The 15,428-nt window shown below is 33.9% G+C and carries 11 protein-coding genes and 2 pseudogenes; 3 read left to right on the plus strand and 10 right to left on the minus strand.

Annotated features, from left to right (window positions below; genetic code table 11):
* The 7 genes and pseudogenes from PCI70_RS12200 to edd all read right to left on the minus strand — a co-directional run.
* A pseudogene (locus tag PCI70_RS12200) lies at window positions 1-948 on the minus strand (hypothetical protein); the annotation flags it as partial.
* 147 nt (window positions 949-1,095) lie between these two features.
* Window positions 1,096-2,136, minus strand: a pseudogene (locus PCI70_RS12205) (ESPR-type extended signal peptide-containing protein); the annotation flags it as partial.
* A gap of 565 nt (window positions 2,137-2,701) precedes the next feature.
* A complete protein-coding gene (locus PCI70_RS11490; protein WP_442865216.1) occupies window positions 2,702-3,460 on the minus strand; it encodes an SDR family oxidoreductase in 759 nt (252 codons plus the stop codon).
* 9 nt (window positions 3,461-3,469) lie between these two features.
* Window positions 3,470-4,852 carry a GntP family permease gene (locus tag PCI70_RS11495; protein WP_269915480.1) on the minus strand — a complete coding sequence of 461 codons (1,383 nt, stop codon included), beginning with the start codon at window positions 4,850-4,852 and terminating at the stop codon, window positions 3,470-3,472.
* 218 nt (window positions 4,853-5,070) lie between these two features.
* Window positions 5,071-5,562, minus strand: coding sequence for a gluconokinase (locus PCI70_RS11500; RefSeq protein WP_269915481.1), 492 nt, complete (start codon window positions 5,560-5,562; stop codon window positions 5,071-5,073).
* A gap of 98 nt (window positions 5,563-5,660) precedes the next feature.
* Complete coding sequence (gene eda / locus PCI70_RS11505; protein ID WP_269915482.1) at window positions 5,661-6,290, minus strand: bifunctional 4-hydroxy-2-oxoglutarate aldolase/2-dehydro-3-deoxy-phosphogluconate aldolase; 630 nt, start codon at window positions 6,288-6,290, stop codon at window positions 5,661-5,663.
* Window positions 6,283-8,127: a phosphogluconate dehydratase gene (gene edd / locus PCI70_RS11510; RefSeq protein ID WP_269915483.1), complete on the minus strand. Its 1,845-nt coding sequence runs from the start codon at window positions 8,125-8,127 to the stop codon at window positions 6,283-6,285. The genes eda and edd overlap by 8 nt, the downstream gene beginning before the upstream one ends.
* 1,212 nt (window positions 8,128-9,339) lie before the next feature.
* On the opposite strand from edd, the gene PCI70_RS11515 reads away from it, so the two are divergent.
* Window positions 9,340-10,287 (plus strand): leucine-rich repeat domain-containing protein, encoded by a 948-nt coding sequence (locus PCI70_RS11515; protein WP_269915484.1) that lies wholly within the window; start codon window positions 9,340-9,342, stop codon window positions 10,285-10,287.
* Between the two features lie 1,209 nt (window positions 10,288-11,496).
* On the opposite strand, the gene PCI70_RS11520 is transcribed toward PCI70_RS11515, so the two are convergent.
* The gene (locus PCI70_RS11520) at window positions 11,497-11,703 is read right to left on the minus strand and encodes a hypothetical protein (RefSeq protein ID WP_269915485.1); all 207 of its coding nucleotides are present in this window, start codon (window positions 11,701-11,703) and stop codon (window positions 11,497-11,499) included.
* A 1,480-nt stretch (window positions 11,704-13,183) separates the two neighbouring features.
* Between PCI70_RS11520 and PCI70_RS11525 the strand changes: the two genes are divergently transcribed.
* Both PCI70_RS11525 and PCI70_RS11530 read left to right on the plus strand, forming a co-directional pair.
* Entirely contained in the window at window positions 13,184-13,528 is a 345-nt protein-coding gene (locus PCI70_RS11525; RefSeq protein ID WP_269915486.1) for a type II toxin-antitoxin system RelE/ParE family toxin, read from the plus strand.
* 4 nt (window positions 13,529-13,532) lie between these two features.
* Window positions 13,533-13,835 carry a helix-turn-helix domain-containing protein gene (locus tag PCI70_RS11530; protein ID WP_269915487.1) on the plus strand — a complete coding sequence of 101 codons (303 nt, stop codon included), beginning with the start codon at window positions 13,533-13,535 and terminating at the stop codon, window positions 13,833-13,835.
* Window positions 13,836-14,456: 621 nt separating this feature from the next.
* On the opposite strand, the gene PCI70_RS11535 is transcribed toward PCI70_RS11530, so the two are convergent.
* Both PCI70_RS11535 and PCI70_RS11540 read right to left on the minus strand, forming a co-directional pair.
* On the minus strand, window positions 14,457-14,819 hold the full coding sequence (locus PCI70_RS11535; RefSeq protein ID WP_269915488.1) for a hypothetical protein: 363 nt from the start codon (window positions 14,817-14,819) through the stop codon (window positions 14,457-14,459).
* A gap of 173 nt (window positions 14,820-14,992) precedes the next feature.
* Window positions 14,993-15,427: an immunity protein YezG family protein gene (locus tag PCI70_RS11540; RefSeq protein ID WP_269915489.1), complete on the minus strand. Its 435-nt coding sequence runs from the start codon at window positions 15,425-15,427 to the stop codon at window positions 14,993-14,995.
* Window position 15,428: the final 1 nt, after the last annotated feature.

A 15,428-nucleotide genomic window follows, 5' to 3' on the forward strand; every position in this document is an offset into this window, starting at 1 on the left:
ACTGTCAACTGCAAGGTTATTGGCAAGGCGTACATTTAAACCATCTGCTGTGGCAACCACGCCAATGTTGTTATTACTCAGCTGAGATGTATCGGTAACGCCACCTGTCACTGCTAAGGTTTCACCGAGTTTACGTGAGGTTGTACCTGTATCGCCACCAAAGGTAATTGGTTTAATGACTTCAGTATTTAACGTACTTAACGCATCTCCAACGTTATTAGAGGTAGTCGTAGTGCCGTCTGTTTTTGTGGTGATGTAACTTGGTGCACTGATCGTCCCTGTAGTGGCATCATATGTTGCGCCACCGCCTAAGTTCGATGCTGTGCTGTTACCTGATGCATCAGTTTTGTCACTGCCTGATTGTGCAAGTTGGTCAAGTTGACCTTTTGTTGCTGCATCACTTGCATTACTTCCATCTGCAATGTTGGTAATGGCTTTACCTGCACCATTAATACCATCTTTGGTTACGCTTGGTCCATTGGTCACCACTAAACCATTGCTATCTAGTTTGCTATCACCTGTGGTGATACTGTCAACTGCAAGGTTATTGGCAAGGCGTACATTTAAACCATCTGCTGTGGCAACCACGCCAATGTTGTTATTACTCAGCTGAGATGTATCGGTAACGCCACCTGTCACTGCTAAGGTTTCACCGAGTTTACGTGAGGTTGTACCTGTATCGCCACCAAAGGTAATTGGTTTAATGACCTCAGTATTTAACGTACTTAACGCATCTCCAACGTTATTAGAGGTGGTTGTGGTGCCGTCTGTTTTTGTGGTGGTATAACTTGGTGCACTGATCGTCCCTGTGTTTGTGTCAACACTAGTACTACCCCCTAAAGCTTGAGCGATTGAATTTGCAAGATTTGTACTAAAACCTTTAGCCTGCTTTAGTTGTGCAACATTGACTGCATCAGTATCATTGGTACCTGCTGCTAAACCAGTCAATTGTCGTGTTATATTGTTGCTCGTATCACCTATTGAAACAGCACCATTAGTTGATTTCCACGTAGCCGTTGTGCTTGAAGAGGTTTTTGAAGTTAATGGATCATATCCCGTTACGCCTGCTGCCGTAGATGCAACTGAATTCGAACCTAATGCAACCCCACCTTGAGTAGTTGCAGAAGAGGAGGTCCCTAAAGCTGTGGCGTTTTTGCTAGTTGCTTGAGATAAATAACCAAGAGAAATTGAAGAGTCACCAGATGCTGTAGCACCAGCACCAGGTACATTTGTACTATTACCTGCTCCTACAGCAAGAGAATTAGCACCAGTTGCTTTTGTATCATTCCCTAATGCTGTAGATCCAACCCCTGTAGCTTGGGCACCAGCACCAAATGTTGATGAAGCTTCGCCTGAAGAAGAAGCATCATTACCTACAGCTAGTGTGTATTTCGCACTTGCAACTGTATTAAGACCAATCGCTGTTGCTTTTTCCTGGGTTGCCTGAGCATTTGCCCCAACCGCAGTTGTATTTGTTTGAGTTGCTTTTGTATTAGTACCTATAGCTGTTGAATTACTACCTGAAGCTGTTGAAGTTGCACCAAAACTTGCTGATGAATCTCCAGAAGAAACAGAGCCATTGCCAACTGCAGTAGATGTATTACCTGAAGCAGTAGCACCAGCAGCACTATTTGATGAACCAGAGCCTAATGCTACTGAATTTAACCCAGAAGATGTAGCATTTTTACCTATTGCAATAGATCGATCAGCATCTGAATGACTGCCTGTACCTACAGAAACTGAAAACTGTCCAATCGCACTTGCCCCTACCCCTAAAGCTTCAGCTGCTTGTCCAGAAGCAGTAGCACCATTACCGATAGAAAGAGAATCAGCACTAGTACATGATGCTTTTGCACCAAAACTACCAGATGCGCCTATAGCAATGCAAGTGGTAGAGTTATGCGATGCAGAACCGATTGAAAAACCTTGATCATCTCCGGCAATTGTAGGGGCAGCCAACAAATTTTGTGCCGATATAGAAATTGAAAGAGTTGTTAAAATCAACTTGATAGTATTTTTTATAGTTTTAGATTTATTAGAACTTGTACTTCCTTTACCTCTAGATTTAGCTGTTTCAGAAGTAACTGTCCAAGTGCCTAAAACAGTGTTCCATACAATTTTATAAATTTTATTCATTGTAAGATTTTTCCTTTTTTAATGATCGTGGTTGGTACAACAAGTTGTAAGTTTTTTTTAATAGGTAACTTTATGTAATCTTATATAGTAAAATTGGATAAATTAACAACAATAATGAAGAAAATATAAAGAAATAATGGAGATTTATTATAAGTTCTTAATAATTATGGAAATAAAAAATATGATTAAATTTTATATTTTAATTGTTTTAATTAATTATATTTTTTCAAAAAATATTTTTCGGTAAAAAAATACTGTATATAAAGATTATCATAATATATTTTTTATATACATATAAACAAATTGATTCCAATTAATAAAAGAGAGATTGTAATTTGTCTCCCTAAGTATTCATTTAAATATTTCAATTTCTTAAAAATTATTGGGTAAACGCTGATAGTGCTTAATCCATATATATTTTATTTATTTAAAAATTAAAGTATTTTTTATCATTCCTAATTTTAGTAAGTAGCCACTCTACAAAATTGATTTTGTAAGTGGCATAAAAATATGTGCTATTACACCATATCATAATAACTTAAATTCTAATTGAGTATATATTGTGCTAAACAACCGCTGTCATACCACCATCTACAAAAATATTTTGTCCTGTAACAAAGTTACTTGCCGATGAGGCAAGAAAGATCAGCGTACCTGCTAACTCCTCAGGGCGACCCCAACGCCCAGCTGGTGTTCTTTGTTCAAGCCATGCTGTAAAATTCTCATCAGCAACAAGTGCACTATTCATATCTGTGGCAAAGTACCCAGGAGATAGGGTATTCACTTGAATATTATGTCGTGCAAGATCAGCCGTCATCCCTCTAGTTAATAAAGCAACACCTCCTTTACTTGCAGCATATGGCGCAATTGTCTGACGCCCTAATTCTGACTGTACAGAAGCAATATTAATGATTTTACCTGATCCACGAAGAATCATATGAGGAACAATAAAACGAGATACATAAAAAACGCTTGATAAATTGGTTGCGATAATGTCATTCCAATCTGAAATTGGAAACTCTGAAAAAGGTGCACGACGTTGAATTCCAGCATTATTTACGAGGATATCTGGCGTACCGAATTTTTCAATGAGCTCTTTAACGGCTGACTCTACACTATCGGCATCCTGCACATCAAATAAAGTAGTATCTGGTCGCACACCGTAAATGTTCTCCCACTCGTTCGCAGCGCTATTAAGTGATTTTAAATCCCGACCATGTAAAATGACACGTGCTCCTGCAGAAGCAAGTGCCTTGGCTAGAGTGTTACCAAGGCCACGCGAAGAACCAGTCACTAAAGCAAGCTTATTACTGAGATCAAACATAAAAATTCCTTAAATAATTGCATAAATTATAAGTATTATCATAAAGCCAATCATGGACTCTAAAGCCTGTTGCATCGTCCAAGTTTTAAGGGTGGTTTTCACATCCATACCCATCAAACGTCCCATCAACCAAAATCCACCATCGTTAACATGACCTGCAAATACTGAGCCTGCCGCTGTTGCTAAAGTAATACAGGCAAGCTCGACCGATGAAAAGCCTGCTCCAGCTACAGCAGAACCCAATAGACCCGCAGTTGTGACAAGAGCAACCGTCGCTGAGCCTTGAGCGACACGTAAAATAAGTGCAATCAGATAAGCTGCGAAGATTAACGGCAAACCAAAACCATTGAGACTATCGGCAAGCGCTGTCCCAATTCCTGATGCCCGAAGCACACCGCCAAACATACCACCTGCACCTGTTATTAATATGACTGAGCAAATGGGACCAAGTGATCGGTCAACTGTTTTTTCAAGGGCAGTACCGTGTATGCCTCGTCGAGTCCCGAGTACAAACATAGCAATGATGAGTGCAATAAGTAATGCAATTTCGCTCGTACCAATTAGAATAAGAGCACGTACCCATGTTTGATCACCATTAAGAATACCCGCAGCTATAAGCGTAGTTAGTCCTGTATTCATGAAAATAAGCAATAATGGGATAACAACAATACCAATAACAACACTAGCTGATGGTGGATTATTAGGTTTAACATCATCTTCAGGAGTACCAAAGAGACTTAAAACAGGCATTGGAATACGTTTATTTATAAATTTTGCCCATAAATAACCTGAAAGATACCAAGTTGGAAGGGCTACAATTAAACCAAGTATGAGCACAATACCAAGGTTTGCACCATAAGTTGCCGTTGCCGTAATAGGGCCTGGATGTGGTGGTAAAAAGATGTGCATCACTGAAAGCGCAGATGCAGAGGTAAGCCCATACAACACAAGATTATGACCACCAAGACGTCGTGCAACAGCAAATACAATTGGAAGCATAACAATTAGACCAGCATCAAAGAAAATGGGAAAGCCCATAATCAGCGAAGCAACACCAAGGGCAAAGGGTGCACGCTTTTCACCAAATACACTTACCATTTTATCTGCAAGGATTCGTGCTCCTCCGCTAGATTCGATCAAACTACCAAGCATGGCACCTAGCCCGACTAATAGTGCGATATGACCTAGCGTGCCACTAAAGCTTGTAACAAGCACCTCAGTAACATTTTTAAGTGGAATACCTGTCGTAATCGCTGTGAAGAGAGATACAACAATAAGTACCAAAAAAGCATGTAATTTCAGCTTGATGACCATGAATAAGATGAGCATGATAGATCCAGCTGCAATACCCAATAAAGGAAGGGTTCCTAATGTTTGCGTCCAGTGTTCCATTCTAAATTCTCCATTGAACGACGCGATCACAATCACAAATAGATGTGTGATTACTGCTCATCACATGATGCTGTTCGTAGACATTATGAAAAGATTAATTTTTCTCTTTTTGTTTGTCTCTCATTAAAACTATAGCTAAACGCCATAAGAATTAATCAGTTACCTTTTATTATCCTGATTTATATGATTATCAAGATTCTTCATCCTTGAATACAGGTTTAGATTTCTAGTTTTTGAATAATTTGTTCAACGATTTGTTGGGGTGTGAATCTTATATCAATGAAAATTGCTTCATTTGCACTTGGTTCTTCCAATGTATCAAGTTGTGTTTGCAGCAAAGCAGGATCAAAAAAATGATCTTTTCGTTCTGCAAGGCGTTGTTTTAATAATTGATATGAACCCTTTAAATAAACAAATCGTACATTTTTATCATTTCCACGTAAAATATCGCGATACGCTTGTTTAAGTGAAGAACAGGTAAAAACGGCTGTTTCCCCTAGTTTTTGCTTGTTTTCTATAGCTTTACGAATCGTTTGTAACCACGGAAAACGATCTTCATCTGTTAAAGGAATACCTTGGCTCATCTTGTTTTTATTTTCAGCAGAATGATAAGTATCACCATCAATAAACTCACAATTCAACTGCTCTGACAATAATTCGCCAATTAAGGTTTTACCTGTGCCACAGACACCCATTGCAATCACAATCATAGATATTTCCTTTTTCTAATCTTGTGAAAAATAGACTTCACACAAGATACCTATATTTTACGTGCGATCAAAATCCCTTGATCTGGTTGGTATAGCATTTAATAATTATTTAGTTGACTTGCTAGTTGAGCTAAACGTGTAATTTCAGCCCAATCTTGTGAAGTAACTGCTGTTTTTGGAGTTAGCCATGAGCCACCGACACAGACCACATTTGGTTGCTTTAAAAAATCTGGAGCGGTCTGTGCTGTAATGCCACCTGTTGGACAAAAACGTAAGTTAGGAAAAGGGCCATAGAGTGCCTGAAGCATCGCAATTCCACCTGCTTGTTGGGCAGGAAAAAATTTTACAATGTCATACTCTAACTCAATGGCTTGGATTAAATCGCTAGGCGTCATTACACCAGGAAGTAAAGGTAAACCTGCATCTTGTGCTGCTAAATGTAAGTCTTTTGTTAAACCTGGGGATACACCAAATTGAGCACCTGCTTTTTTAGCTTGGGCACAATGTTCTGACTTAGTAATTGTACCTACACCCACCACAATATCGTCAGCCAATTGACTAGCACGCTCAATTGCAGCAAGCCCAGCAGCTGTACGTAAAGTAATTTCGAGAACTTTTACGCCACCTGTATGTAAAGCACGTGAAACATGCTCTCCTTGTTCTGCCGACTCAAATGCCAATACAGGAATGACAGGGCCTAACTGAACTAGATCTTTAATTTTAACCATTTAATTCACCTGAAATTGTTCCAAATACGGAAGCTCCATGTTCTGCGGGTGCTGCGGCTGCACGGAATACGCCAAATAATTCACGACCAAAACCAATTTCATTTTCTGCCTGATGTTGTGGTTGTGCTACAGGACGTGTTTGCCAAGTTTGTTCGTCTATTTCAATATCAAGAATGCCCGCTTCTGCATCAATGAGTAGCATATCTCCTGTTTGAACTTTAGCGATTGGGCCATTTAATAAAGCTTCAGGCGATAAATGAATAACAGCAGGTACTTTGCCTGATGCCCCAGACATACGCCCATCTGTTACTAAAGCCACATGAAAACCTTGGTCTTGTAACACCCCTAATACAGGGGTTAGGCGATGTAATTCGGGCATACCATTGGCACGAGCACCTTGAAAACGAACCACCGCGATAAAGTCTCGGTGTAATTCACCTCGATCAAATGCATCTTTTACGGCTTCTTGTGAATCAAATACAATGGCAGGGGCTCTAACTTTACGATGCTCAGGTGCAACGGCTGAAATTTTAATGACACCACGCCCTAAGCGACCTTGCATTAAACGTAAACCACCATCGGGTTGAAACGGTGCATCAATACTGCGTAATACTTTTTCATCAAGGCTTTGAGCGACACTATCTACCCACACAAGTTTGCCATCAATTAATTTAGGTTCTTTGGTGTAATGTTCTAAGCCTTTTCCTGCCACAGTTGTTACATCATTATGTAATAATCCCACCTCAAGTAAATTACGAACGAGAAAGGCAACCCCACCTGCAGCGTGAAAATGGTTGACATCAGCTTTACCATTTGGATAAATTTTTGCAAGTAAAGGCACAACTGCAGATAACTCATCAAAATCATCCCAATCAATTAAGATACCTGCAGCACGGGCAATTGCAATAAGATGTAGCGTATGGTTGGTTGAGCCACCGGTAGCAAGGAGTGCCACAATTCCATTGATAATTGCTTTTTCGTCAATGACATGACCAATTGGCGTGTAATTTCCACGATCAGCCGTTAGATCAAGTACACGAATGGCAGCTTCTGCAGTCAGAGCATCACGTAATGGCGTATGCGGATGAACAAAGGCAGAGCTTGGCAAATGTAAACCCATGATTTCCATTAACATCTGATTACTATTTGCAGTACCGTAAAATGTACATGTCCCTTGCCCATGATAGGCAGCAGATTCTGCTTCTAGTAAAGCATCTCGTCCAATTTGACCTGTTGCAAATTGCTGACGAATTTTGGCTTTATCATCATTAGATAAGCCGCTGGTCATCGGGCCTGCGGGGACAAAAATAGTAGGTAAGTAACCGAACTGCAAAGCACCTATGAGTAATCCTGGTACAATTTTGTCACAAATTCCTAGACATAATGTAGCATCAAACATATTGTGAGACAGTGCAATCGCTGTACTCATAGCAATCGTTTCACGCGAAAAAAGTGAGAGTTCCATGCCTGCATTACCTTGGGTAATACCATCACACATTGCAGGTACACCACCTGCAAACTGGGCAACACCTCCATTTTTTCTAGCGGCATTTTTGATTAAATCAGGGAAATTTTTATAAGGTGCATGTGCCGAAAGCATTTCATTGTATGCAGATACAATACCAATGTTGGGTTGATTGCCTACTTTAATAATGAGTTTTTCAGGGTCTTCCATACCTGCAAACCCATGTGCTAAGTTAGCACAGGAAAGTACACCACGAGCAGGGAATTTACCTTGAGCATGTTCAATGTGCTGTAAATATGCAGAACGTGTTTTGTAACTACGTGCAATGACACGTTGGGTCACTTTTTTTAATATAGGATTCGGCATATCCATGCTAAAATCTCCTTTTCAACCTAATATCCGATAATTTAATTATCATTTAATAAGTAAAATAACACCTATAGTTTTAAATACTTATATTTCTTAGAAGCATAAAGACCTAGTTTACTGATTAAAACAATATCTCACCTAATTTCGAAGCTACAATAAAATGACTTCAACATCAATACGACTAAATATATTTGATTAATGCATTAATCTAGTTATCTAATTTAAGCAATTTTCTAAAAATCAACCTTACATATCAGCCTAAGTCTTTGAATAAAATTTAATTAATAACAAGAAATTTAAATCAAAAATTAGTTATAGTCCTAACTTTGATAATTGATATTGCCGTTTTAATCTATCTGATTTATGAGTTTTACAAAATATGTATCTAGTCATTATTGTTTACAGATAAACTTTCTTCTTCAGAAAGTTGAGAAATTTTCTTAGTTTTAAGTGTTAAAAACAATCAACTAAATAGACAGCTTTTATAATTAATATTATATATATTTTTAATAAAAACATATTTAGTTCCATTTTTTGATAGACCATTTCATCCTTAAATGGTATTCAGACAAGCTGTTGATATTTTCAATATATAAGAATAAATTAAATCAAAAATACCTTGCTCTATAAATCTTATGTGGCAGTAGTTCACTAATAATTTTTATTATGTAACCAATAGCTTAAAAAGATAAATGTTGATTTTAATTTCGCTCAAACAACTGCTATAGTGTTTATATGCTTAATTATCGTGCTATAAGAAGTGTAGTAAAGAGAATCAATAAGATATGGGCTTACTACTTAAGTTTTGGCGTTAAGGAATGATCGAAGCATTGGTATTTCTACTGATGACCTTGGTCACCAATAAAGTCTGTGATATTAATAACCTGAAGTAATAGCAGCCGCTTTATTTCAAGGAACAAAGTGAAATCCAAATCAAGGCAAAAGTCGAAGCCCAATAGCAACTCATTCAAGCAGAGCAAAATTATAATGAAAAACTTAAATAAATCATCATGATGCTGATCTTGCTTATACTCGGGCGGATAGCTTGCCAAAGTAACGTAATCTCAAGTTGCATTACAGAATATCGAAACATGGCAAAAGTTGCTGATGTGGAGCTAAAATTCTAATTGACATTAATTTTAACTCTTAAAATAAAATTTATATGTAATGTATGTGTTTTTAAATTAAAATCATGTAGTTCAAAAGTATTTAATAATGGAAAAAATGTCTACTAATTATTCAAATGGATTTTTTGAAGAAGTATGTAATCCATACAATGAAAAAAATTATCCTTATGGAAAAGGATTATTACTAAAAAAATGGGATAAATCTGTTTTAAATTATATTAACAAAAATAATATTGAATCTATTCATATTAATATTAGCCGAGGTTGGAGAGGAGGGTTTGATTTTAGTTTTTTAAAAGACCTAATTACAATTAAAGAATTAGTTATTCTTACAGGAAAATCTCAAAATATTTCAAGCATTGAAAATATGGTTGCCTTGGAAAGTTTAAGTTTAACAATTGGTGGTAAAGAGCTAATTGATTTTACTAAACTTAAAAATCTCAAAAACTGCTTTATTTCTTGGTGGGCAAAAGCCAAAAGTATTTTCAATTCGGATTCACTACAAGAACTTTATATAGATGGTTTAAAAATAGCGAATTACTCAAATTTTAAGATTAATTCAAATCTAAAAGAACTGACTATTGCCAATAGTCGGATTGATAACTTAAATTTTTTAAAAAATCAGCAAAATTTGGAAGTTTTACATTTATTTAATTGTAAAAAAATTATAGATTTTTCGCCAATTAGTGCATGTCAATTTCTAAAAAGAATTGACCTGGATGGTTGTAAATTAACTACATTAGATTTTTTAATTAATCTTAAGGATTTAGAGATTCTATTAATATCACATACCGGAGAAATTAATACTTTAAAAGGTATTTCAAATTTACGAAATTTAAAGGTTATAGGGTTTACAGGAAACGCTACGATTATAGATGGTGATTTAACATCACTTACGCAATTACCGTTACTCTCAATGGTAAATTTTAGTAGTCGTAGACACTATACACATAAAGTTAATAAAGAGTGGAATTGGAATAATTTTAATATTCCGGACAGTAATTTACTAAAAATCAAGAAAACTTCAAATAAGTAATTCAAACGTAGTAAAACTTATGCATGGAGAAAAACTTGATTAAAAGTTTTTCTTAGCATCATATCTGAGGGTTTCAAAAAAAGATTTCATTTAAATTTTTTAAAGTCCTGTCTACATAGCGAAACTAAAAAATCTATTTATATGATTGTCAATCCGCATAGATTTTTACTTCTTTGATACATTCATCTCCAAAAGAACTCTCTTCTGCATAAAATTTTATTCCTTCAATTATTTCTTTAGTATCATCAAGTAAATAATAAACGTCATCTGTAGCATCGAAATATAACTTATGCTCAATATCAGTAATCCTACTTCCAATAGTAGTACCATCTGATAAGAGTTTGCCTGTATAACCTTCTGCAACTTGAATTAAAAAAAGTTTTTTATTTTCATCAAAGTTTAATTTAATGTTGAGTGGGTTGTAATAAATGATCTAGCCTTTTTTACTTTCTATTTCATACTATTACATTGTGAATATCTTAAATAAGATATATTCCCCAAGGTCGTACATTTCCATCAATGACTTTATTTATATAAGAGGAAAAGTTGGATAGATTCATTCATAAACTTAATCCGGCTAATGATTTACCTATTTGGGCAGGTGCACTCATGTCAAATATCATTTATTTATCTCTATATTTATAAAAATCTGCACACAAAATTATAGGTTATTTCTAACATAAGTTTTTTACCTGTCCGCTATGTTAGCACAATCCTGTAATATTCAATGGTGATAGTATAAAATGCAGTAAGCGAGTTTATTTTAATTTTTTTAATAATTATCCTTGCTCCAGATCAACCAATAGCTATATAAAATCATTGGTCTTACAACTAGCATAATGCTTGGGTGTATCCGTATTGTCTAGAGAATGTAATGCGATTGTCTGTTAAAACTTTTATTATATATGCTCTTCACCATAAACCTGAGAATCAAACAATATATTATTTATAATAAAAAGAAAGTTCAAAGATTTTTACCTATTTCTTACATTTAACTTAAGTTATAAATAATAATAATTTCCATAAAAATTCAAGGCACTTGTTGTAGCACAATTAACCACTTTATAATCATAAATATCATCTGATAATGTGAAATCTTCAAATGTATACTTCCAAAGTAACGGGTAAAAGGATTCTAAAAAAAACGGCATAGAATTTTTATCAGGTGCTCTAATAAATACATCCTGTAATCGTCGGTAACGTAATTTATTAGCATCTGTACCAAATAGCAGTTTGATAGTTTCGATACCATGTAATGCTTTTTTCTTTCATAAATTCATAGGAAGGAATGGTCACTTTTTCTGCAAGTTTTTTTACATCTTCCTCATTATCACATGAATAAAATTTAATATTATCTTCATTTATAACAATATCGCCAATAACACTATAAAACCAAGACTCATTCACTAAATACATATACAATCGCTCAATTTTTATTTAAATTTAGGTAGGATGGGATAAGTACTTACCAATTCACCTATTTTCTAGTCAAAACCTATATCTAGCTTGGTAGGTTTACCATACACTTTACATCCCGCATAATACCTTTTTCTAATTACTTTTTTCCAAAATCGATATAAATTTTATCGTAGAATCTTTGGGATAACTTTAATGCATTTTGTATCACGTATTCTAAATAACTATTTTTTAAGAAACGGATTGCACTAGGAAGTTACTTACACTTTGTAATATTTATAACTTTATTCGGTTAATTGGGTGGAATACCTGTTTTAGCTCTATGTTATTGCTATTATAAAGTTATTCCTACACCATGTGTATGAAGAGCATGTACGTATATTCATAATTTTTTTCAAGGTTTTTAATTTAAAAATAAATTACGGTATAAGCTTATATACCAATACTTCCAACATGATAAGTATAACTCCTTGAGTTTCAATGTTGTAAATTGAATAGCATCATAATAATTTGGAACTAGATAATGTGCTGTAACATAAGGGTAGTTTTTGATCATTAGGATATATTTTTGGATAAGAGTATTATTTCAGTGAAGAATACCAAGGAGGTAAGTATCTTAATATAAATAAAATAGATGAAAATTTTAACAAAATTAATGTAACACATTTATGCTAATGTATCTATTTGAAAATATAGTAGATGTCAGCTTTTGAAAATTAGTTTAATAGCCAAAATTTTGATAAAAAATTTCCTTAAAAAGTAGAGTTTAAATATGTATTAGTAGAAAATATTAAAAACTTAATTTTTTCGATGAGCAATATTTTAAGAAAATTGCCTTATAAGTTGTCATTTATAAGGCAGATTAAAGACATAATAATTGAATTTTAATAAATAAAAATTAATTTTTGGGTATCTTAGTTTTTAATTTAAGCTCATCTAGAAAGCTACAACTATATTTCTTATAGCATAAATTACTATGAAATTTAATTCATTCACCACCCGTATACTAAAAATCTATATAATGGCGTGAATTTATAGAGCAGATTCCCTTTAATCTATAGTCCTCATAATTTTCTATAAATTCTTATTTCTCATTTTATATAAAAACTATCTGCTTTTCTGAGCTACGAATAAACAGCTGATATCTTTGCTAAGGATCTAAAAACTCATCCAATAATAAACTGGCTATATTAAAAATAAAAGGATAACTTTCTTCAACACCTCCAAAGTTTTATCATTAAATAATGACATATACTCTACGCGATGATACTGACCAAAATATATACCTTCACCTACTAGATCAATTTGGTTAGGATCTAAATAGACTTGAGTTTTTGCACGATAATAATTATAAAACTTTTTAAAACTAATCTAATTATAATAGTATTTATTCACAAATTATTCATACATAAAAAATTTAAATGACAAATAATCTTAAATTAATTACTATATAGCTTATAGTCTATATTGTGAGTAAAATATGTGGCAAGTAATTACCACAGATCTATTCAATGATTGGCTTGATAAACAAGATGAGAGTACTCAAGAAAAGGTATTGGCCGCTTTAGTCGCTTTACATAAGCAAGGACCAAATTTGGGGCGTCCTTTAGTCGATACTATTTATGATTCAAAGTTCACCAATATGAAAGAACTAAGAATTCAGCATAAAGGAAAACCTTTAAGGGCTTTTTTTATTTTTGATCCTATACGTCAAGCGGTAGTTTTATGTATTGCAGATAAAAGTGGGAAAAAACGTTTTTACAAAGAAATGTTATCAATTGCTGAACAAGAGTATGAGAAATATTTAAATAATTTAGGGAGTTGATATAATGACTAAAACACTACAAGAGCTTTTAAACGAACGCTCTACAGAAAGTAAAGCTCGTATCTCTCAGCTGGCTGATGAGTTAATTCTACAAACGCAGCTACATCATATTCGTGAAGAATTGGAGTTATCTCAAAAAGAGCTTGCAGATGTACTAGGCATAAAACAACCATCTTTATCCGCAATTGAAAAACGTGGCAATGATCTTAAAATTTCAACGATGAAAAAATATGTTGAAGCTATGGGTGGCAAACTTCGAATTGACGTAGAATTACCAACAGGGAAGCATGTTGGATTTAATGTATAAAAAAGCTGACTTAAGTCTACTTTTTTTAACAAGTATTTTTCACCCAAATCAACTATACAAGATCACTGACTATTCGTTCTACAATGAGCGTAATGATTAGATGTATTTGTACTGTCTAGAAAATATAATGTCATTGCCAATTAAAGCTTTATATTATGCATGATTTGCCTCTTAAACCCCTAAGGTAAACTATTTGGTCTTAAACCCCATTGTTTATAAGACCAAAAAAGTTTAAAGATTTTACCTATTTCTTACATTTAACTTAAGTTATAAATAATGATAATTTCCAAAAAAATCACTTGGGCTTATTGTAGAACTATCAACTACTTTATGATCATTAATATTTTCTTGATTACTTAAAATATCGCCACCTAAATTTTCTTCAAAATAACTATAAAAGACAATCTCCCGTTCATCTTATTCACATAAATATTGACAAAATCAAAAGTATTATCATTTAAATATGAACCATCATGATCTTTAATTAAACTCAAGTAGTTTGGAAGTAAAATATAACCAATTTCATTAGTCACTTTATCGAATAAGTCTAAAGGGATTACGCCATTATCTTGAAAAACCTTCATAAACTATCGTCCATTTTTTTAATGGTATTTTCTCATGCTAAACTTTCCAATAATCTTTAATTTCTTTTAGCCATTCTTTTGCTAATCTACCACCAAACAGTGTTTCATATGACTCATAAACAATTATATAGTCAGCATTTTTATTAAAGATATAGTAATTATCTAAAATTTCTACGAGATCTTTTATATTATCAAATTTAAGCATGTTTGAAAAAACATCATTTTCAAACATAAAGTAAACTTCATCTTCGATTTCAAGATTCTTAATAGGACAAATCTTAGAAGTTACATTTGGCAAATGAACTGCATCAATTGTACTATCTATTAAATCTTCCCAAGATATAGTTATTTTATTATTTACATGAACTTTACGCTTGAAATATCTTTTGTGCTTCTTCATTAACTATATATGAATATGAGATATTTAATTGATTTGCAGTATTAAAGAAATCTTCAACAAAAAAAATACTCATAAATAAAATCCCAGTGTCGATACATCTTAGTTAAAATTTGAAGCATAACCAATCAATGTAAGTATAAAAAAATAGGCAGATTAACATCTGCCCTTGTTCTTTATTTTTTTGTTTTTAGTTTTACTCGTTCTTCCCATAATTCTAGTGGAATAGCAGTTTCTAAAACTTCTTCTTTTGTTAAATCACTAATCCCTTTCATATGCAGGCTTGTCCAACTGTCCTCTTCCGGAATATATGCAAAATCAATTTTAAATTTAGCATTTTCATCTAAACTAATAGTGAAATGGGTCCACTTTTCACCATTCGTAATTTTCTGTAAATTTCCCATTAAATCCAAAATTTTGAGCTCAACCACTTGTAGTGACTCTTCAAACCCAAATGAATTTACTTCATCTGAATTGCGTAAAATAAAAGTAGTTAGCCATGAGTTATGTTCAGGATATATTGTTCCTGTATAAAAAATAATTTTTGCCTCTTGTGGCATAAGTGACCATAATAACTGTCCAACTTCTTGATAAACTTCTTGCTCTGTCATT

The organism is Acinetobacter sp. HY1485 (assembly GCF_027568475.1).
In the GTDB taxonomy this organism is placed as follows: Bacteria; Pseudomonadota; Gammaproteobacteria; order Pseudomonadales; family Moraxellaceae; genus Acinetobacter.